The sequence below is a fragment of the Neisseria sp. P0019.S003 genome (assembly GCF_051957115.1).
Classification (GTDB): Bacteria; Pseudomonadota; Gammaproteobacteria; order Burkholderiales; family Neisseriaceae; genus Neisseria; species Neisseria flavescens_D.
Map to the genome: position 1 here is coordinate 345,432 of NZ_JBQCWT010000001.1, position 19,163 is coordinate 364,594.

20 protein-coding genes and 1 pseudogene are annotated in these 19,163 nt (G+C 50.1%); 13 read left to right on the plus strand and 8 right to left on the minus strand.

The window, feature by feature from the left end:
* Positions 1–11 precede the first annotated feature (11 nt).
* Positions 12–836: an SDR family oxidoreductase gene (locus tag ACTHTS_RS01670; RefSeq protein ID WP_440369029.1), complete on the minus strand. Its 825-nt coding sequence runs from the start codon at positions 834–836 to the stop codon at positions 12–14.
* Between the two features lie 132 nt (positions 837–968).
* Here ACTHTS_RS01670 and ACTHTS_RS01675 point away from each other — a divergent pair, with 132 nt between their 5' ends.
* Together ACTHTS_RS01675 and ACTHTS_RS01680 are read left to right on the plus strand one after the other, a co-directional pair.
* Positions 969–1,430: a c-type cytochrome gene (locus tag ACTHTS_RS01675; RefSeq protein WP_440369030.1), complete on the plus strand. Its 462-nt coding sequence runs from the start codon at positions 969–971 to the stop codon at positions 1,428–1,430.
* A gap of 83 nt (positions 1,431–1,513) precedes the next feature.
* A pseudogene (locus ACTHTS_RS01680) lies at positions 1,514–2,533 on the plus strand (IS5 family transposase).
* A gap of 264 nt (positions 2,534–2,797) precedes the next feature.
* On the opposite strand, the gene ACTHTS_RS01685 reads toward ACTHTS_RS01680, so the two are convergent.
* Complete coding sequence (locus ACTHTS_RS01685) at positions 2,798–3,994, minus strand: acetate kinase (RefSeq protein ID WP_440369031.1); 1,197 nt, start codon at positions 3,992–3,994, stop codon at positions 2,798–2,800.
* A gap of 234 nt (positions 3,995–4,228) precedes the next feature.
* On the opposite strand from ACTHTS_RS01685, the gene ACTHTS_RS01690 reads away from it, so the two are divergent.
* The 9 genes from ACTHTS_RS01690 to trxA all read left to right on the plus strand — a co-directional run bounded on the left by ACTHTS_RS01690 (position 4,229) and on the right by trxA (position 12,471).
* Positions 4,229–4,534 (plus strand): HLGFF motif protein, encoded by a 306-nt coding sequence (locus tag ACTHTS_RS01690; RefSeq protein WP_254323827.1) that lies wholly within the window; start codon positions 4,229–4,231, stop codon positions 4,532–4,534.
* Complete coding sequence (ccoS, locus tag ACTHTS_RS01695) at positions 4,534–4,722, plus strand: cbb3-type cytochrome oxidase assembly protein CcoS (protein ID WP_003681462.1); 189 nt, start codon at positions 4,534–4,536, stop codon at positions 4,720–4,722. The genes ACTHTS_RS01690 and ccoS overlap by 1 nt, the downstream gene beginning before the upstream one ends.
* Positions 4,719–6,035, plus strand: a complete 1,317-nt coding sequence (locus tag ACTHTS_RS01700; RefSeq protein WP_440369032.1) for an MFS transporter — start codon at positions 4,719–4,721, stop codon at positions 6,033–6,035. The genes ccoS and ACTHTS_RS01700 overlap by 4 nt, the downstream gene beginning before the upstream one ends.
* 322 nt (positions 6,036–6,357) lie before the next feature.
* The gene (locus tag ACTHTS_RS01705) at positions 6,358–7,338 is read left to right on the plus strand and encodes a DNA polymerase III subunit delta' (RefSeq protein ID WP_440369033.1); all 981 of its coding nucleotides are present in this window, start codon (positions 6,358–6,360) and stop codon (positions 7,336–7,338) included.
* A 10-nt stretch (positions 7,339–7,348) separates the two neighbouring features.
* On the plus strand, positions 7,349–7,702 hold the full coding sequence (locus ACTHTS_RS01710) for a PilZ domain-containing protein (RefSeq protein WP_003682949.1): 354 nt from the start codon (positions 7,349–7,351) through the stop codon (positions 7,700–7,702).
* Positions 7,703–7,706: 4 nt separating this feature from the next.
* Positions 7,707–8,492 (plus strand): TatD family hydrolase, encoded by a 786-nt coding sequence (locus ACTHTS_RS01715; RefSeq protein ID WP_049335570.1) that lies wholly within the window; start codon positions 7,707–7,709, stop codon positions 8,490–8,492.
* Between the two features lie 319 nt (positions 8,493–8,811).
* Positions 8,812–10,365, plus strand: a complete 1,554-nt coding sequence (locus tag ACTHTS_RS01720; RefSeq protein WP_440369034.1) for a fatty acid--CoA ligase — start codon at positions 8,812–8,814, stop codon at positions 10,363–10,365.
* An 81-nt stretch (positions 10,366–10,446) separates the two neighbouring features.
* Positions 10,447–12,012, plus strand: coding sequence for an ABC transporter ATP-binding protein (locus ACTHTS_RS01725; protein ID WP_440369035.1), 1,566 nt, complete (start codon positions 10,447–10,449; stop codon positions 12,010–12,012).
* 126 nt (positions 12,013–12,138) lie between these two features.
* Complete coding sequence (trxA, locus tag ACTHTS_RS01730) at positions 12,139–12,471, plus strand: thioredoxin TrxA (protein WP_004520846.1); 333 nt, start codon at positions 12,139–12,141, stop codon at positions 12,469–12,471.
* Between the two features lie 62 nt (positions 12,472–12,533).
* Here trxA and ACTHTS_RS01735 read toward each other — a convergent pair whose 3' ends face one another.
* The 6 genes from ACTHTS_RS01735 to ACTHTS_RS01760 form a co-directional block, all read right to left on the minus strand.
* On the minus strand, positions 12,534–12,851 hold the full coding sequence (locus tag ACTHTS_RS01735; RefSeq protein ID WP_440369036.1) for a DUF2322 family protein: 318 nt from the start codon (positions 12,849–12,851) through the stop codon (positions 12,534–12,536).
* A gap of 97 nt (positions 12,852–12,948) precedes the next feature.
* Positions 12,949–13,575 (minus strand): uracil phosphoribosyltransferase, encoded by a 627-nt coding sequence (gene upp / locus ACTHTS_RS01740; protein ID WP_440369037.1) that lies wholly within the window; start codon positions 13,573–13,575, stop codon positions 12,949–12,951.
* 146 nt (positions 13,576–13,721) lie between these two features.
* Positions 13,722–14,033 carry a Grx4 family monothiol glutaredoxin gene (grxD, locus tag ACTHTS_RS01745; RefSeq protein ID WP_003681608.1) on the minus strand — a complete coding sequence of 104 codons (312 nt, stop codon included), beginning with the start codon at positions 14,031–14,033 and terminating at the stop codon, positions 13,722–13,724.
* An 88-nt stretch (positions 14,034–14,121) separates the two neighbouring features.
* Positions 14,122–15,372, minus strand: a complete 1,251-nt coding sequence (locus ACTHTS_RS01750; RefSeq protein WP_440369038.1) for a glutamate-5-semialdehyde dehydrogenase — start codon at positions 15,370–15,372, stop codon at positions 14,122–14,124.
* 9 nt (positions 15,373–15,381) lie between these two features.
* Complete coding sequence (gene proB, locus ACTHTS_RS01755; protein ID WP_440369039.1) at positions 15,382–16,185, minus strand: glutamate 5-kinase; 804 nt, start codon at positions 16,183–16,185, stop codon at positions 15,382–15,384.
* A gap of 263 nt (positions 16,186–16,448) precedes the next feature.
* Positions 16,449–17,234 carry an inositol monophosphatase family protein gene (locus ACTHTS_RS01760; protein ID WP_036490235.1) on the minus strand — a complete coding sequence of 262 codons (786 nt, stop codon included), beginning with the start codon at positions 17,232–17,234 and terminating at the stop codon, positions 16,449–16,451.
* Between the two features lie 175 nt (positions 17,235–17,409).
* On the opposite strand from ACTHTS_RS01760, the gene ACTHTS_RS01765 reads away from it, so the two are divergent.
* Both ACTHTS_RS01765 and ACTHTS_RS01770 read left to right on the plus strand, forming a co-directional pair.
* Positions 17,410–18,225, plus strand: a complete 816-nt coding sequence (locus ACTHTS_RS01765) for an RNA methyltransferase (RefSeq protein ID WP_440369040.1) — start codon at positions 17,410–17,412, stop codon at positions 18,223–18,225.
* A gap of 39 nt (positions 18,226–18,264) precedes the next feature.
* Positions 18,265–19,134 (plus strand): DUF1853 family protein, encoded by an 870-nt coding sequence (locus ACTHTS_RS01770; RefSeq protein ID WP_440369041.1) that lies wholly within the window; start codon positions 18,265–18,267, stop codon positions 19,132–19,134.
* Positions 19,135–19,163: the final 29 nt, after the last annotated feature.

Sequence of the window (19,163 nt, forward strand, 5' to 3'; positions counted from 1 at the left end):
CCTGATGCCGATTACTTAAACCAAGATTTAATTTTTCCAAACAAAGACATGCTTTGTTTTTCAAACGTTTCTTCCTTCACTGGAGCAGGCTCATCGCGGTAAACTTTCATGCCTGCAAAGGTCTGGGCAACCGGCATGATTTCGATGGAATTGACGTTCATCCGCGCAGGACGTTGATAGAGCCATAAAGCGGTATCGGCAATATCTTGCGGCTGGATAAACTCGACATTCTCATAAACCTCGGCCGCACGCTGGTCGTCGCCTTTGAAACGGACATTGGAAAACTCGGTATCGCCGCACAAACCCGGTTCGATATTGGTAATGCGGATATTTTTATCTGCCAATTCGGCGCGCAGGTTCATACTGAATTGGCGCACAAAAGCCTTAGTTGCACCATAGACATTACTGCCGGAATAAGCATAACTGCCGGCAATCGAACCCAAATTGATGATGTAGCCCTGTTTGCGCGCTACCATCTGCGGCAAAATCTGGCGGGTCAGAAAAGTCAGGCCGATGATATTGGTTTGAATCATGGTTTCCCAATCGCCAAAATCGGCTTTATCGGCAGTATCCAAACCCAAAGCCAAACCGGCGTTGTTGATCAGGCAATCGATTTCGGATAAATGCTCGGGCAGGCTGTTCAAAGCGTTTTGAATCGACTCCGTACGAGAAACATCCATTTCCAACGGGTAAAACTGCTCGCCCAATTCCTCTGCCAACTGCTGCAATTTGTCTTCGCGCCGTGCCGCGCCAATGACATGATAGCCTGCCGCAACAAAAGTACGGCACATTGCCGCGCCGAATCCTACCGATGCTCCGGTAATCAAAATTGCCATATCGTTTCCTTTCTGTACTCGTTTCAGACTTGGGTTTAAGGTATGATAACGCCTTATCAGACGGCCTGAGTGTTTGGCCGGCTGATTTTAAATTTAACGATAATCATATCATTACAATAGGACACACTCCATATGAAAACCCGTTTTCTCCCTGTTGCTTTGGCAACAGTGGTGCTTACCCTTTCCGCCTGCGGCGGCAGCGACGCGCCTTCCCAGCCTAAAGGCCCGATTTCCGAAGACCGTACGGCCGCGTTCAAATCCATGATGCCCGAGTTTACCCGCATGGGCAAAATGGTCAAAGACGAAGAGCCTTACGACGTAGAAAAATTCAAACAAGCCGCCGCAACCTTCGCCGAAAACAGCAAAAAACCGTTCACCCTGTTTGAATCCGACCCTCAAGGCAACGGCCGCGCCCTGCCTGCCATCTGGACAGACACGGCAACCTTCAAAGCCGAAGAAGAAAAATTTGCCGCTGCAGTTGAGAAACTCAACGCCGCCGCACAAACCGGCAAATTGGAAGAAATCAAAGCCGCTTACGGCGAAACCGGTGCAAGCTGTAAATCCTGCCACGACACATTCCGCGGTCCGGAATAAGGCTTAAAGCAATAAAGGCCGAGACTTTTGCAAAATTCCCCAAAATCCCCTAAATTCCCACTAAGACATTTAGGGGATTTTCCATGACCACCTTCTTTCAGCAAACCGCCCAAGCCATGATCGCCAAACACATCGACCGTTTCCCGCTATTGAAGTTGGATCAGGTGATTGGCAGCCGATCGAACAATACCTGAATCGTCAAAGAACCCGTTACCTTAGAGACCACCGCGGCCGTCCCGCCTATCCCCTGTTATCCATGTTCAAAGCCGTCCTGCTCGGACAATGGCACAGCCTCTCCGATCCCGAACTCGAACACAGCCTCACCACCCGCATCGATTTCAACCTGTTTTGCCGTTTTGACGAACTGAGCATCCCCGATTACAGCACCTTATGCCGCTACCGCAACTGGCTGGCGCAAGACGACACACTGTCCGAACTGCTAAAACTGATTAACTGCCAACTGGCCGAAAAAGGCCTAAAAGTAGAGAAAGTATACGCCGCCGTCATTGACACCACCATTATTCAGACCGCCGGCAGCAAACAGCGCCAGGCCATAGAAGTCGATGAAGAAGGACAAGTCAGCGGCCAAACCACACCGAGTAAAGACAGCGATGCCCGTTGGATAAAGAAAAACGGTTTATACAGACTCGGTTACAAACAGCATACCCGTACCGATGCGGAAGGCTATATCGAGAAACTGCATATTACCCCCGCCAATGCCCATGAGTGCAAACACCTGTCGCCTTTGTTGGAAGGACTGCCCATTGGAAGGACTGCCCAAAGGTACGACCGTCTATGCCGACAAAGGCTATGACAGTACGGAAAACCGGCAATATCTGGAAGAACATCGGTTGCAGGACGGCATTATGCGCAAAGCCCACCGCAACCGTCCGCTGACGGAAACGCAAACCAAACGTAACCGGTATTTGTCGAAGACCCGATATGTGGTCGAACAAAGCTTCGGTACGCTGCACCGTAAGTTCCGCTATGCTCGGGCAGCCTATTTCGGACTGATTAAAGTGAGTGCACAAAGCCATCTGAAAGCGATGTGTTTGAACCTATTGAAAGCCGCTAACAGGCTAAGTGTGCCTGTTGCTGCCTAAAAGGTGACCGGATGCCTGATTATCAGGTATCCAAGAGGATTAAGAGGGTATTTGAGTAGAGTCAGTGGATATTTGAAACAAAAACAGCCGAAAATCTTTGTTTAGGTTTCGGCTGTCGGAGGAAAAGGAATTTTGCAAAGGTCTCAGGCCGTCTGAAATATCATTTTCAGACGGCCTTTTCTTCATAAGTACCATTTCAAAATTTTCTTCATCTATACACAATAAAAAACCTGCCCTTGCGGGCAGGTTTTCAATAATGACGGATTACAGGCCGCTCAGACGGGCAGTATCGTGTGCAATCATCAATTCTTCGTTGGTAGGAATCACAACGGCAACAGCTTTGCTGTCGGCAGTGGTAATCACACCAGCATTACCGAAGCGGGCTTTCAGGTTCGCTTCTTGGTCGATGTGCAGACCGAGGAAGCCCAAGTAGCCCAATACGCGTTCGCGGATGATGTCGGAGTTTTCACCGATACCGCCGGTAAAGACCAATGCGTCCAAACCGCCTGCCGCTACTGTCATGCTGCCAATGTATTTAGCTAAGCGGTAGATGAACATTTCCAAAGCCAGTTTGGCGCCTGGATGACCTTTGGCAGCTTCTTCTTCGATGGTGCGGCAGTCGTTAGACAAACCTGAAATACCGAGCAGACCTGATTTCTTGTTCAGCATTTCGGTGATTTGGGCGATGGTCATGTTGGCATTTTCAGCCAAGAAGCTGAAAACTGAAGGGTCGATATCGCCGCTGCGGGTACCCATGACCAAACCTTCCAGCGGAGTCAGACCCATGCTGGTATCGCGTGATTCGCCGTTGGCGACGGCGGTAATAGATGCGCCGTTACCCAAGTGGGCAATCACCATGCGCAGGTCTTTTTTGTCTTTACCGAGGAAACGGGCGGTTTCATCAGAAACGTAGCGGTAGCTGGTACCGTGCGCGCCGTAGCGACGCAAGCCGTATTTTTCATACAATTCATGTGGAACAGCGTAGGTGTAGGCATGTTCCGGCATGGTTTGGTGGAAAGCGGTGTCGAATACGACAACGTTAGGCAAACCTTTGAAAATGCTTTGTGCGGCACGCAGACCCAAGAGGTGAGCAGGGTTGTGCAGCGGAGCGAGCGGAATACATTTTTCGATGCCGGCGATAACTTCGTCATCAACGAGGATGGATTCGCTGTACAACTCGCCGCCGCTGACGACACGGTGGCCGATGGCGCCGATACGGCTGTCGAGATCATGCGCTTTCAGTTCTTCCATCAGGGCTTCAACGGCACCGGTATGGTCAGGTTTGGCAGAAAGATCGACTTTGCGTTTTTCACCGTTGAATTTAAAGGTGATATAGGCATCAGGCAGATTGAGTTTTTCTGCCAAGCAGCTCAACAATACTTCGCCGCTGTCGTTATCCAATACGGCACCTTTGAGGGAAGAGCTGCCGCAGTTCAAAACCAAGATTAATTTTTGTGTCATTTTATGCTCCTTGAGGTTTCAGACGGCATTTTTGTCGGGACCTGACTGCGGCTCCGGCTATGTTGCACCCCTTGTGGGACGTAGTGGGTAGCGGTCTGAACAGATTAACAAAGTAAACGCCGTATTCTAACAAAAAATGTAATCGGCTGCTTGACTTAATATTTGATGTAAAATGGACGGAATTTTATTTTAGGCCGTCTGAAAAAATGACGGCGGTTTTGAAGATTTCCCGATATGCATTATTTCAGTATCCACACTCAAGACGGCGAACATGCCGGATTTTTTATTATGTTAGCAGATGATGAATCGCAAAATCCGCCGCAAAGCGGACGCTTCGCAATCAAGCTGCAAAGCGAAGACGCAGCCGAAGCAGCGGTATTGTCGCCTTTTGAGCAAACCGATATCCCACAATACTGGCGCGTGGTTAAAGACCGTATCGAATTGTTTTTTGACGATAAAAATATCGGTGCGTTGCGCAACGAATATCTGACCATCAACGGTAAAACCTTTATCCTGACCGATTTGACCGGAGCGATGTAATGGAAAGTATGTTTATCCTTGTCCCCATCAGCATTATTTTGGCCTTTATCATCGGCTGGTTTTTCTGGTGGTCGGGTAAAAACGGACAGTTTGACGACCTTGAAGGACCTGCGCACCGCATTTTGATGGACGACGACTCCACTGAAAAACTGATCGAAAAAGACGAAGACAAAGAATCCAAACAATGAGCCTTAAAAAAGACAATCTGAATTTCCACACAACCCGCCGTTTTGCGCCGCTCTTTGGGACGCAGTTTTTGGGCGCGTTGAACGATAATATGTTCAAAACCGCATTATTCGTGATGATCAGTTTTTACGGTTTGGGTAAAAACGACTTTCTGCCGCCCAGCCAAATGCTGAATTTGGGCGCAATGCTGTTTATTCTGCCCTACTTCCTGTTTTCCGCACTGTCAGGGCAGCTGAGCAACAAATTCGATAAAGCAGTTTTAGCGCGTTGGATCAAGCTGTTGGAAATCATCATCATGGCAGTGGCGGCATATGGCTTCTATATTCAATCCGCGCCTTTGCTTTTAATCTGCCTGTTTTGCATGGGTACGCAATCGACTTTGTTCGGCCCGCTGAAATACGCAATTTTGCCCGATTACCTCAACGACAAAGAGCTGATTATGGGCAACAGCCTAATTGAATCGGGTACGTTTATCGCCATTTTGCTCGGCCAGATTTTGGGCACAGCAGTCGCAGGCGTTTCACCGTATATTGTTGGCGGTTTGGTGTTATTAGTCGCCGTCGGCGGCACGATGACCAGCCTGTTTATGCCGTCTGTACCCGCTAAAATGCCGGACACAAAAATCGAATGGAACATCATCAAAGGCACGAATTCACTGATTCGTGAAGCAGCAGCCGATCGTCCCGTATTCACGTCCATCATTGGTATTTCATGGTTTTGGTTTATCGGCTCGGTTTATACCATCCAACTGCCGACGTTCACGCAAATCCATTTGGGCGGCAACGATAATGTGTTCAACCTGATGTTGGCGCTGTTCTCCATCGGTATCGCCATCGGCTCGGTATTATGCGCCAAACTCAGCCATGAGCGCCTGATTTTGGGCTTGGTTACCATCGGCACGCTGGGGCTGACGGTCTGTGGATTATTGCTGGTGTGGCTGACCCAAGGCCAACGCTTTACCGAATTAAACGGCATTATTTGGTTTTTATCGCAAGCAAAGGCGTATCCGATTATGCTCGTGATGTCGGCCATCGGCTTTTTCGGCGGTTTCTTCTCCGTACCGCTCTACACTTGGCTGCAAACTGCCAGCAGCGAAACCTTCCGCGCCCACGCTGTTGCTGCCAACAACATCATCAACGGCGTATTTATGGTGTCAGCCGCCATTTTGAGCGCGGTTTTGCTGATGTTGTTCGACAGCATCACGCTGCTGTATTTGATTGTTGCCGTGGGTAATCTTCCGTTGATTGTTTACCTCATCAAACGGGAACCAAAATTTATCGGGGATTTGACCGCTTTATTGAAAATCAGCAAATAAGACCGTCTGAAATATATCCCCACCATGCACATTTTCACTGTTCAATCGCGTGGACAGCTTGTGCATAAATCAGATTACTGTCTGATTTAAAATTAAAAAACACATCTGCCTAAATTTTAAGCACAACTTTACTCCCAAACAAAATGCACATTTTCCCCAAACAAGCGTGTGCAAAGGCTGTGAATAAATCAGCTTATTCATTGATATTTCAAAGAAGAACGATATTTGATTAATTTTTAGGCAGTTTATTAAAGGCCGTCTGAAACCTTTTTCAGACGGCCTGAGAGTATAATAACCACCTACCTAATAGTTCCCAAACGATATGATTTATCCATGGCATGAAACCCAATGGCAACAGCTCGCCGCCCATTGGCAAAACCGACCTAACGCTTGGCTGTTTACCGGCAAAGAAAATACCGGTAAAACCGAGTTTGCCCGCTTTGTCGCGCAGGCATTGCTGTGCGAATCGCCCAAATCCGGCCATGAGCCATGCGGCGAATGCGCTTCGTGCCATTTGTTCAACCAAAACACGCATCCCGACTTTTACGAACTCACGCCGGAAATTCCCGAAGGCGAGGCAACAGGACGCAAACTCCTGCAAATCAAAATCGATGCCGTGCGCGATATTGTGGAAAACATTTACCTGACCGCTGTCCGAGGCGGCCTGCGCGTGGTATTGGTACATCCGGCGGAAAGCATGAATACACAGGCGGCAAACGGTTTGTTGAAAGCTTTGGAAGAACCGCCGCAACACGTCGTTTTCCTGCTCGTTACCCATGCGCGCGACAAACTCCTGCCCACCATCAAAAGCCGTTGCCGCCAGATGGTGCTGCCCTCGCCTACCCATGAGCAGGCTGCGACATACCTGCGTCAACAGGGCGTGGAAAATGCCGAAGCCTTGTTGGCATTCCACAGCGGCGCGCCTTTATTTACACCGACTCCCGAATTGGACGCATTGCGTGAAGAGTTGCTGACGCTGTTAGCTGCACCGCGCCTGTTGGCTATACTCGACTACGCCGCCGCGTTCGACAAACAAAAACAACCGCTGGCCGTTTTCATCGACTGGCTGCAAAAGTGGCTGATGGATGTCGGCTTGGCACAACAAAGCATGACGCCGCTTTATTATCCGCACCATGCCCAAGCCCTGCTTCAGACGGCCTCTAAAACCGATTCACGCAAGCTGTTTGCCCTATTGGGCCGTCTGAACGCGCTCAACCCTTACGGATACCATACCTTGAGTGTTAAAATGCAGCTTGAGTATCTGCTTATCGAATATTTAGATTTTTGGCAAAACAAACCCTAACAGGTAATCAATGATGAATAAAAAAGACATTCCGGCGAAGATGTTGGCTTTGCAACTCAAAGACCCCAATCTGTTGTACAACTGCTATATGCCGTTTTTAGAACACGGCGGCCTGTTCGTACCGACCGATGACGTATTCTCACTAGGCGAAGACATCCTCTTGGCCGTCGAAATCGCCGACTATCCCAAACGCTTCCTGCCAACTAAAGTCGTTTGGATCAATCCGGCGCGCACCTCGGCCCATCGCCCCAAAGGCGTAGGCCTTGCATTCTCCGAACACGAAAGCTGCCTGCAGGCAAAAAACCTGATCGAAGCCGAACTTGGTCCGCGCCTGCGCAGCGACCGCACTACTTTTACCCTGTAATACCATGTACTTAATCGATTCACATTGCCATCTCAATTTTGACGGCTTAAAAGACCGCCTGCCCGAAGTCTTTGCCAATATGGAAGCGCAAAGCGTCAAACAGGCGCTTGCCATCAGCGTCAGCAAACAAAGTTTTGCCGAAGTCTTCGACATTGCTCAGGCAAACGACCACATCTACTGCACCATCGGCATACATCCCGACAGCCAAGAAGCAGAAGAATTTACCATTGCCGAAATGGTAGAGGCAGCCAAACATCCCAAAATCGTCGGTATCGGCGAAACCGGTTTGGACTATTACTGGTGCAAAGGCGATTTGTCATGGCAACATCAACGCTTTGCCGACCATATCCAAGCAGCCAACGAAAGCGGCCTGCCCGTTATCGTCCACACGCGCGATGCGGCCGAAGACACGTTGCGAATTTTGAAAGAATGCCACACTAATTCCGGCGTGATTCATTGCTTCTCTGAAGACGTCGCCTTTGCCAAAGCCGCTTTGGATTTAGGGTTATACATCTCCTTCTCCGGCATTGTGACGTTTAAAAACGCGCCGCTAATACAGGAAGCCGCCAAATACGTCCCTGCCGATAGAATCTTGGTAGAAACCGATGCGCCCTTCCTCGCGCCGGTTCCCAAACGCGGCAAACAAAACGAGCCTTCCTACGTCCGCTATACAGCCGAGTTCTTAGCCAATCTGCGCGGCGAGAGCTTGGAAACATTGGCACAAAACACCAGCGACAATTTCTATCGCCTGTTTAAGAAAGTACCCGATGGCCGTCTGAACAACGGCTAGGTCTCAAAGTCTCTAACATTGGCTCTGCCTACCCGTTATCCGGATTCTGCCTCAAACACAGCGGTAAACTCGAAATGGCTTGAGACAGAAACGCAATCGGCTTGCACTATCTTCCGAACGGCAGACTTTGAAGAATGGGAATATTCCCATCAACACAATAAATAAGTTTAAATTCAAAATATTGCTTTCCTAAGCCCAGCAAAGCTCAAGGCCGTCTGAAAGTATTTTCAGACGGCCTCTTGCTTATTTTACCGATAGGATGTAAAACCTATCCTTCGAAATAAACGGTTCATCGAAACCGTACATCAATCGACACAATATGGACACAAACTCCGAAATGCACACCCACCCTAATTTTTACGCTATGCTGACTGCAGCCTGCCAAAAAAACGGTAAAGGCACGGTCATTTTCAACGATAAAGAAAAAATCAGCTATTCCTCCCTCAAACGCGAAGTAGAAACCGTCGCCGCCTATCTGCAACACCAAGGCGTACAATATGGCGACAGGGTTGCCCTTGTCGTTTCCAACTCTCCCGAATTTATTGCCGCCTATTTCGCTATTACCTCCATCGGCGCGGTAGCCGTCCCACTCAACGTCTTTTTGAAAAGCGAAGAATTTTCCTACATCCTCAATGACTGCGGCGCACGCTTTATGTTCGCCTCCTCGCCGTTGGCCAAAGAACTCAAAAACATCAAAGCCAAAACCAAAGTCAATAAAATCATCTGGATTGGTAAAACCAACGCCGCCAGTGGCGATGACAGCTATTTCGATGCCGCGCGTACATTCCCCGGCAAGCCGAATCTGAGCCGTCAGCCGTCCGTCAACGATTTGGCGCACATTATCTACACCTCCGGCACAACCGGCCACCCCAAAGGCGCATTAATCAGTTACAGCAACCTGTTTTCCAACCTTTCGGGCATCGAACAAATTTTCCAAATCTCGCAAAAAGACCGCTTCGTCGTCTTCTTGCCCATGTTCCACAGCTTTACGCTGACTGCCATGGTTTTGCTGCCGATATCTCAAGCCTGCTCGATTATTTTGGTCAAATCCGTCTTCCCGTTCTCCAACGTGTTGAAACAGGTTTTGCTCAAACACGCTACCATTTTCCTCGGTGTACCGGCTATTTACACTGCCATGAGCAAAGCCAAAATCCCTTGGTATTTCAGATGGTTCAACCGCGTCCGTCTGTTCATCAGCGGCGGTGCGCCTTTGGCCGGACAAACCATTGACGACTTCAAAGCCAAATTCTCGCGTGCCAAATTGCTGGAAGGCTACGGCTTGAGCGAATGCTCGCCCGTAGTTGCCGTCAATACGCCTGAGCGCCAAAAAACCGCCAGCGTCGGCGTCGCCCTGCCCGGCCTGACCGTAAAAGCCGTCGATGACGAATTAATCGAAGTGCCGCGCGGAGAAGTGGGCGAACTCATCATCAAAGGCGGTTCGGTCATGCAGGGCTACCTCAATATGCCTGATGCCACAGATGAAACCATTGTCAACGGTTGGCTGAAAACCGGCGACTTCGTCACCATAGACGAAGACGGCTTTATCTTCATCGTTGACCGCAAAAAAGACCTGATTATCTCCAAAGGCCAAAACGTCTATCCGCGCGAAATCGAAGAAGCCATCTACAAACTCGAAGCCGTGGAAGCCGCCGCCGTAATCGGCGTGAAAGACCAATACGCCGATGAAGAAATCATTGCCTTTATCCAACTCAAAGAAGGCATGAAGTTGGAAGAAGCCGAAGTCCGCAGCCACCTGCGCGGCCTGTTGGCAAACTTTAAAATCCCTAAACAAATCATCTTCCAAGACGAGCTGCCGCGCAATGCCACAGGCAAAGTGTTAAAACGCAAACTCAAAGAACAGTTTCAAGACTAAACCGCTGTTTCAGACGGCCTCTTGATTCATGCAGGCCGTCTGAAAACCTGTCATCAACAAACTTTTCAGACGGCCACGACCATGACGACACCGATACTCGAAATCGAAAACCTAAACGGCTCCTTTCCGAGCAAGCAAGTCCTGCACGATATCAACCTGACCTTGCAACCCGGCCGCAAGCTGGCATTGGTCGGCGAGAGCGGCAGCGGCAAAACCGTATTGTCGCAAGGCATTATGCGCCTGAATCCGATGGTTACCTTTGAAGGCCGTCTGAAATATTGCGGAACCAATCTGCTGACCCAGCCCGAACGCGCCCTGCAAAAACTGCGCGGCCGCGAAATCGGCATGGTGTTTCAAGAACCCATGACCGCCCTCAACCCTGTCATGCGCGTCGGCGAACAAATCGCCGAAGTCCTGTCCCTGCATTTGGGTTTGGATAAAAAACAGGCATGGGCGCGCGCTATCGAACTCCTGGACGAAACCGGCATCCACCAGCCCGAGCAAAAAGCCCAGGCCTATCCTTTCCAACTTTCCGGTGGCCAACGCCAACGCGCCATGATTGCCATGGCCGTATCAGCCCAGCCTAAGCTTCTGATTGCCGACGAACCGACCACTGCTTTGGACGTTGCCGTCCAAGCCCAAATCCTCGACCTGCTCTCACGCCTGCAGGAAGAACACGGCATGACCATGCTCTACATTACGCACGACTTGAACCTTGTGCGCCGTTTTGCCGACGATGTCGCCGTTATGCGTGACGGCCGCATTCTCGAAACCGGCAAAGCAGCCGAAGTCTTCGCTAATCCGCAGCACGAATACACTAAAATGTTGCTCAACGCCGGCACAACGCGACGCGTGGCTCCCTTGCCTGAAAACCCTGCCACCGTCCTTAAGGCCGAACAAATCGCCTTTTCCGTCAAAGAATCAGACGGCTGGTTTAAAAAACGCGACAAAACCATTCTCAACCCCGTTTCTTTCGATCTCAAATCGGGGGAAACATTGGGCATTATCGGCGAAAGCGGTTGCGGCAAAACCACGCTGGCGAAAGCCGTTATGCACCTTATCGACTCCGAAGGCAGCCTGAACATCAACGGCGAGCCATGGCGACATGAATTGCGCCGCGAAATCCAAATGGTGTTCCAAGACCCGTTCGGTGCATTCAATCCGCGCATGAACGTCTTTGATACCGTTTCCGAAGCCTTACGCGTACACGAACCTGAAATGCCGCGCGAAGAAATGCGCCGCCGCGTTCAAGAAGTCCTCAAACAAGTCGGCCTGCCCGAAGATGCACTCGAACGCTATCCGCACGCATTCTCCGGCGGCCAGCGCCAACGCCTCGCCATCGCCCGTGCCATCATTGTCCGCCCGAAAATCCTCGTATTGGACGAACCAACCAGCGCGCTTGATGTCCAATGGCAACAACAAATCCTTGAATTGCTCAGCGGCCTGCAAAAAGAATACGGCCTCGCCTTCATCATCATCAGCCACGACCTCGCCGTCATCCGCGCCATTTCCCACCGCGTGATGGTGTTGAAAGACGGCAAAATCGTTGAAGAAGGCGAATGCGAAAATGTGTTTGCCAATCCAAGCAGCGACTACACGCGCCATTTGATTGCACACTCCGGCCACATGGTTCAAGAGGCCGTCTGAATCTTTAAGGATTACGATAGACGCATTTCAAAAAAACTATTATCGGGCGGCGGCACTTGAAATTTTCCCTGTCTGCCACTATTCTGAACAACGTATTTATTAATCCCGATTTAAAAGGAAACAAACATGAGCAGCGAATTGATTATCCACGCCAGCGATGCCAGCTTCGAACAAGACGTTTTGAAATCCGACGTACCTGTATTGCTGGACTTCTGGGCACCATGGTGCGGCCCTTGCAGAATGATCGCCCCAATCTTGGACGACATTGCCTCCGAATTCCAAGGCCGTCTGAAAGTCGTTAAAATCAATATCGACGAAAATGAAGTCACTCCTGCCAAATTCGGCGTTCGCGGCATCCCTACCCTGATGGTGTTCAAAAACGGCAAAAACGTTGCAACTAAAGTCGGCGCATTGGCTAAAGGCCAACTGACTGCATTCGTTGAAGCTTCTATCGCTTAAGGTTTTAAGCATATAAAAAGGCCGTCTGAAAATTGTTTTCAGACGGCCTTTTTTTGTATTCATTAAGCAGCCAATGGTTTCAAAGTCAGGCTGATATTGTCAGCCTTCACTTTAAACAGCAAATCAATATTCGGATGTTTGCCCGGATTGGCTTCGGCATCGGCAACATGTTCGGCAAACCATGCCAGGCCGTGTTCTGCCGCCGCTGCGTCAAGTTTACCGTAAAACTCTTGCGCCAAAGCATGGTAAAGCTTGAGCGAGCCTTGTTTGCCGGGTGCATTGGGAATGTGATGAACCACATTGCCCTCTTTATCGAGAATATCCAAGCCGCTCAAATGATCGATGGCAGGCATGGCGGCCAGATTGTCTTGGAAGCTCATGATTGTCCTTTCTGATGTGGGTGTTAAAACAAACCATATAACAAGGCCGTCTGAAAGTTGATGTTTGACACTTTTCAGACGGCCTTAAACATTTCAATTAACGTGTACCGAAAATCTTATCGCCGGCATCGCCCAAGCCGGGGATGATGTAACCGTGTTCGTTCAAGTGGCTGTCGAGCGCGGCAGTGTAGATGGTTACATCAGGATGCGCGTCATTGACGGCTTTCACACCTTCCGGAGCGGCAACCAATACCAATGCTTTGATGTTACAGCAACCTTTAGCTTTCAAAAGGTCGATGGTGGCAACCATAGAGCCGCCGGTCGCCAACATTGGGTCAATAATCAGCGCGGGACGTTCGTCCATGCTGTCGACAAATTTTTCAAAATAAGAAACCGGTTTCAAAGTTTCTTCATCGCGCTGCAAGCCGACAACGCTGATTTTGGCAGTCGGAATCAGGTCGAGTACGCCGTCAAGCATACCCAAACCGGCACGCAAAATCGGGACGACGGTCAGCGTTTTGCCTTTGATGCGATCGCCTTCAATAGAGCCGCACCAGCCGTCAATAATGTATTTTTCAATTTCAAAATCACGGCTGGCCTCATATGCCATCAGACGTGCCAACTCGGTGGTAAGCGTGCGGAATTTGTAAGTGCTGCAATCCGCTTCACGCATCAGCGTGAGTTTGTGGCGGACTAAAGGGTGGTTGATAACGGTAACGTTCATGTTGATTTTCCGAATTGCGTTGATGGAGAGGGATTATACTTTTTTTCGCATGGCGCGCAAAGTGCGTATTCACGCGAAAGGCCGTCTGAATCAGGGTTTCAGACGGCCTTTGTCAACAATTTTACATTACGGAATATTGTGGATAATTAAGCTTTCAGCAATTCTTGCAGTTCGCCGGCTTCGTACATTTCCATCAAAATGTCAGAACCGCCGACAAATTCGCCATTAACGTACAGTTGAGGAATGGTCGGCCAATCGCTGTATTCTTTAATGCCTTGGCGTACGGCATCGTTTTCCAATACGTTGACAGTCACATAGTCGGTGCAACCTGCCGCATTCAGGATTTGTACGGCACGGGAAGAGAAGCCGCATTGCGGGAATTGCTTCGTGCCTTTCATGAACAATACGACGCGGTGGGTGGTAACGACTTCTTTGATTTGATCGTGGATAGAGGACATGGTGTGTTCCTTTTTACTAAATCGGTTGTTCGGGGAAAATCAAATTTCCCGCCATTATACGCAAATTGATGAAGTTGAGGGGCGTTTATCAACGTCGGATCTGACCGCTGCCGTTGATATAGAATTTGGTCGAAGTCAGCGCTTCCAAACCCATCGGGCCACGGGCGTGCATTTTTTGGGTGGAAATACCGATTTCCGCGCCCAATCCGAAAACAAAGCCGTCGGTGAACCGAGTGGACGCATTGACATAAACCGCCGCCGCATCAATGCTTTCTTGGAAAAACTCGGCATGGGCAATGCTTTGGGTCACAATCGCTTCCGAGTGATGCGTCGTATGGCCGTTAATCCAATCGACGGCTTCTTCCACTGATTTTACTATTTTGACCGACATAATATAGTCAAGAAACTCGGTACTGTAATCTTCTTCGGTTGCCAAAACAGCATTTTTAAACATACGCAATGCTTCCTGATCGGCTCTAAATTCGACCGGATGCACTTTGGCAATAGCTTCTTCCAGTTTGGGTAAAAACGCTTCCGCTATCTTTTCATGAACAACCAAAGATTCAGCGGCATTACACACGCTCGGACGTTGCGTTTTGGCGTTCACGACGATATCGACCGCCATCTCCAAATCGGCACTGTCGTCTACATAAATATGGCAATTACCGACCCCGGTTTCAATGACGGGAACTTTCGATTTCTCTTTCACTGTCTGAATCAAGCGTGCGCCGCCGCGCGGAATCAGTACATCAATATAATCAACCGCCTGCATCAATTCCTCGACAGCAGCATGACTGGTATCTTCGACCAGCTGCACCACATCGGCATCCATTCCCGCTTGTACCAAAGTCTGCCTGATGACGGCAATCAATGCGGTATTGGAATGGATGGCATCACGGCCGCCGCGCAAAATAATGGCATTGCCGGTTTTAAAGGCCAGAGAAAACGCATCGACCGAAACATTGGGACGGCTTTCAAAAATCATGGCAACCACGCCCAAAGGCACGCGCTTCTGAACAATCTTCAAACCGTCCAGATTAGTATAGCCGCGGACAACCTGCCCAATCGGGTCCTGCAAATCGGCAACCTGCTCAACGCCTTCCACAATGCCTTTGATGCGTTCGTGATTCAAGCGCAGCCTGTCAAGCATAATATCCGAAATGCCGTTTTCTTTTGCAGCGGCCAAATCGTGGGTATTTTCCGCCAAAATCATCTCAGCCTGTTCAAGCAAAGCCGCCGCAACCTGACGCAGCAGATTGTTTTTTTCCACGCTTCCCAAGCTGATTAACGTTTTACTGGCCTTTTGGGCATTCTTGCCCAACTGTTCGATATAGCTCATCAAACCTCCCTATTTCTCTTGTGCAAACCACGTTCCGATAGGCGCGCCATCTAAAACCTGAAGGATATCGCGCGGATTGGCGCTGTTCATCAACACCATCTGGCCATGATGTTCAAACATCATCTGCGCGCTCTTAATCTTACTGAGCATGCCGCCCGTACCAAACTTACTGCCCGATCCGCCGGCAGAAGCAATAATTTCTTCGGTAATATCGGTAACATGGCTGCGCAGCTTGGCATCGGCGTGAACAGCCGGATTTTTATCAAACAAACCGTCGATATCGGACAACATAATCAGCAAATCGGCTTTAACGATTTTCGCCACGACTGCCGACAGGCGGTCGTTATCGCCAAACTTGGTCGCATGGTCCATTTCGTCCACACTGACAGCGTCGTTCTCATTGACAATAGGGATGACGCCGATGGAAAGCAGGGATTCAAAAGCATTGGTAACGTTTGCCAAACTTTCCGGATATTCGACCACATCACGCGTCAGCAGGATTTGCGATACCGTCATCCGATAATGGGAAAAAATCTGCGAGTAAAGGCTCATCATGGCCACTTGGCCGACGCTGGAAACAGCCTGCTGCTGCGCCATTTCCGCCGGACGTTTTTCCATATTAAGGACATTCAGCCCAAAGCCCATCGCGCCGGAAGACACCAGCACAATTTCTTTATCCTTACTGACCAAGCTGGAAATGACAAAGGCCAGTTGGTCGATTTTTGCCAAATTGATTTTGCCGTTTGGCAACACCAAAGAACTGGTTCCAATCTTAATGACAATGCGTTTTACTGCTTCAAAATCTCGTTTCATTATTCTCCTCTGCTTTCTATTTTTATGATTGCATGCGGCATTATTTCAGCCAAACGTATCCACATCATAACTGCGTAGCAATAGAAAATACAGACAAAATTAAAAAACTCCTCCTTTAAAAGCCGTATTTCAGCTTTTATCCGAATCCGTTAACAACAAAACAAAAGGCCGTCTGAAACCCTATTTCAGGTTTCAGACGGCCTTTTACCGATTGTTGAAACTCTAGCCTGTCACGATAAATACAGACCGTTCCCTACAAACGCTTATTGGTGATCAGAAATAATTTTCAGCATTTGCGCCAATACCTTAGGATTGGCCGCAACGATGTCGCCGCTTTCCAACCAGCCTTCATCGCCGGACATATCGGTAACGATGCCGCCTGCTTCTTGGACAATCAATGCACCGGCGGCAATATCCCAAGGCTTAAGGTTGAACTCAAAGAAACCGTCCAAACGGCCGGCCGCAACGGCACACAAATCCAAAGAAGCCGCGCCTTCACGACGGCCGCCGGCGGTTTTTGCCAAGAAGTCTTTCAAAATCGCCAGATACTTGTCCATCATGCTTTGATCGACAACAGGGAAGCCGGTACCGATCAGGCAGCGGTTCAATTCGATGCGGTTGGAAACGCGGATGCGGCGGTCGTTGAGCAACGCGCCTTTGCCGCGGGATGCCATGTACACGTCGTTGCGCTCAGGTGCGTACACCAAAGCTTCTTGCAACACGCCTTTGTGCAGGAGTGCCATAGAGATGGCGTATTGAGGATGGCCGTGGAGGAAGTTGGTTGTGCCGTCGAGTGGGTCGATAATCCATTCGTACTCGGCGGTGGCTTTACCGTGGGAGCCGCCTTCTTCGCAAGTGATTTTATGATGCGGATAGGCTTCTTTGAGCGCTTCCACCAAAATCATCTCGGAGCTGCGGTCAACATCGGAAACGAAGTCGTTGAATGCTTTGCTGTCTACTTTGACGGCATCCAGATTGCCGGCGGCGCGAATCATCATTTGCCCTGCTTTACGGGCGGCTTTGAAAGCGGTATTTAAAAACGGATTCATGGTTTTCTTCCTAATTCAGGTAAAATACGCCCTAATGCGCCGAACAAGGCACACAAGAGGCTGTTAATCGTTTCCGATGCTGTTAAAGAACATTTCAGACGGCATGGAAAAAGGCCGTCTGAAAACAAAAAGATGGCGCATTATACCTGATTCCCGTACAAACAGAAAATAAAACATGACTTCCGAAAAACCCGCCCTGCCCGCTTATCTGGACAACATCCGCATCATCCTCACACGCACCAGCCATCCCGCCAATATCGGCTCCGCCGCGCGCGCCATGAAAACAATGGGCCTGCACAAACTGACCATCGTCGCCCCCAATCTGATGGCAACGCCGATGACGGAAAATCCGCCCGTGTTCGACCCGGAGCATCCGCAATTGTTTAAATTACCGGAAGAAAGCTTCATCCTCGCTTCCGGCGCGGCAGACGTTTTGGAAAATGCCACCATTGCCGCTTCTTTGGACGAAGCCCTTGCCGACACCACCATCGCCTGCGCCCTGACCAGCCGCCGCCGCGAAATCACCGCGCCGCTGCAAACGCCGCGCAATTTGGTGCCCGAATTACTGCAGGCCGCCAACCGCGGCGAGAAAGTGGCGCTGGTCTTCGGCAACGAAACTTTCGGCTTGAGCATCGAAGAAGTCCAAGCCTGCAACCGACTGATGACCATCAACGGCAATCCCGACTATTTCTCGCTCAACCTCGCCCAAGCCGTGCAGGTCGTGTGCTACGAAATCTTCAGCCAAACCGATTCGCCCATGACCCATCTGCAACAGGAAGACCACGCCGCGACCCACGAGCAAATCAAAGGCATGGTCGCCCACATGGAAAGCGTGATGAACGACATCGGCTTTTTCAACCGCCGCAACGGCGAGCGCCTGATGCGCCGTATGCAGAGCCTGTTCGGACGCGCCAACACGCAAACCGAAGACATCGACATCCTGCGCGGTTTTTTCAATACCGTCAGCCACCGTATCCATAAAAAAGACTGATTAAGGCCGTCTGAAAACATTTCCAGCTTTTCAGACGGCATGACTGATATTCGGATAAGCATGAATTACGCCCTAGACGCATTATGGTGGAAACTCACCAGCCAACCCGTCCGCGACCTCGCCTCGCTGCTGACTGCGCCACCTTTGTGGCAAAGCGGTTGCGAATTGAGCGTGCGCGAACTATTGGGAGAACTCGGTTTCCGTTACCTTTTGACATTGGATGCCGACCCCACGCCGCTGAAGGAGCATCTCACCCAACGCGCCCCGTTCAGCCACCGTCTCGGCATTTATGCCGAAGAGCTGCTGGCTTTTTGGTTTACCAACGCGCCGCACATCAAACTGCACGCATACAATCTGCCCGTTTTTTCAGACGGCCAAACCTTAGGTGCTGCGGATTTCGTCGTTTCCCTCAACCAACAGCCCTACCATATCGAGCTGGCGTGTAAATACTACGGCGGAGACCAAGCGCAAAACCTGCGCGGCCTCAATCCTAAAGATACGCTGACGGACAAAGCCGCCAAACTGGTGCAGCAATCCCAGCTGCTGCATACGCCGCAAGGCAAAGCGACCTTAGCCACACAAGGCCTGCCGGAAAATCCGCTCCCTGCTTCCATCATGCGTGGCATCGGCTTTTTTCCACAAGGTTTCAATGCTTTTGAGCCGCCACTTAACCCATACGGCTGGCGCGGCGTCTATATTCAAGATTGGGCGGAATACGGGTTTGAACGCCAAGAAGCGCGCTACCATCTGCTCGACCGTATGGCCTACCTTGCGCCTGCGCGTGTCGTCGAAACCGAAACATTGAACGAAACCGAAATCCGCCGTATCGACCAAGGCTTGATTGCCGTTTTGGAATTACGGCCGGACGGCTTTTGGCACGAAATCGAACGCATCATGAAGGCCGTCTGAAACCCTTTACTAACTTTAAGAGAACTCAT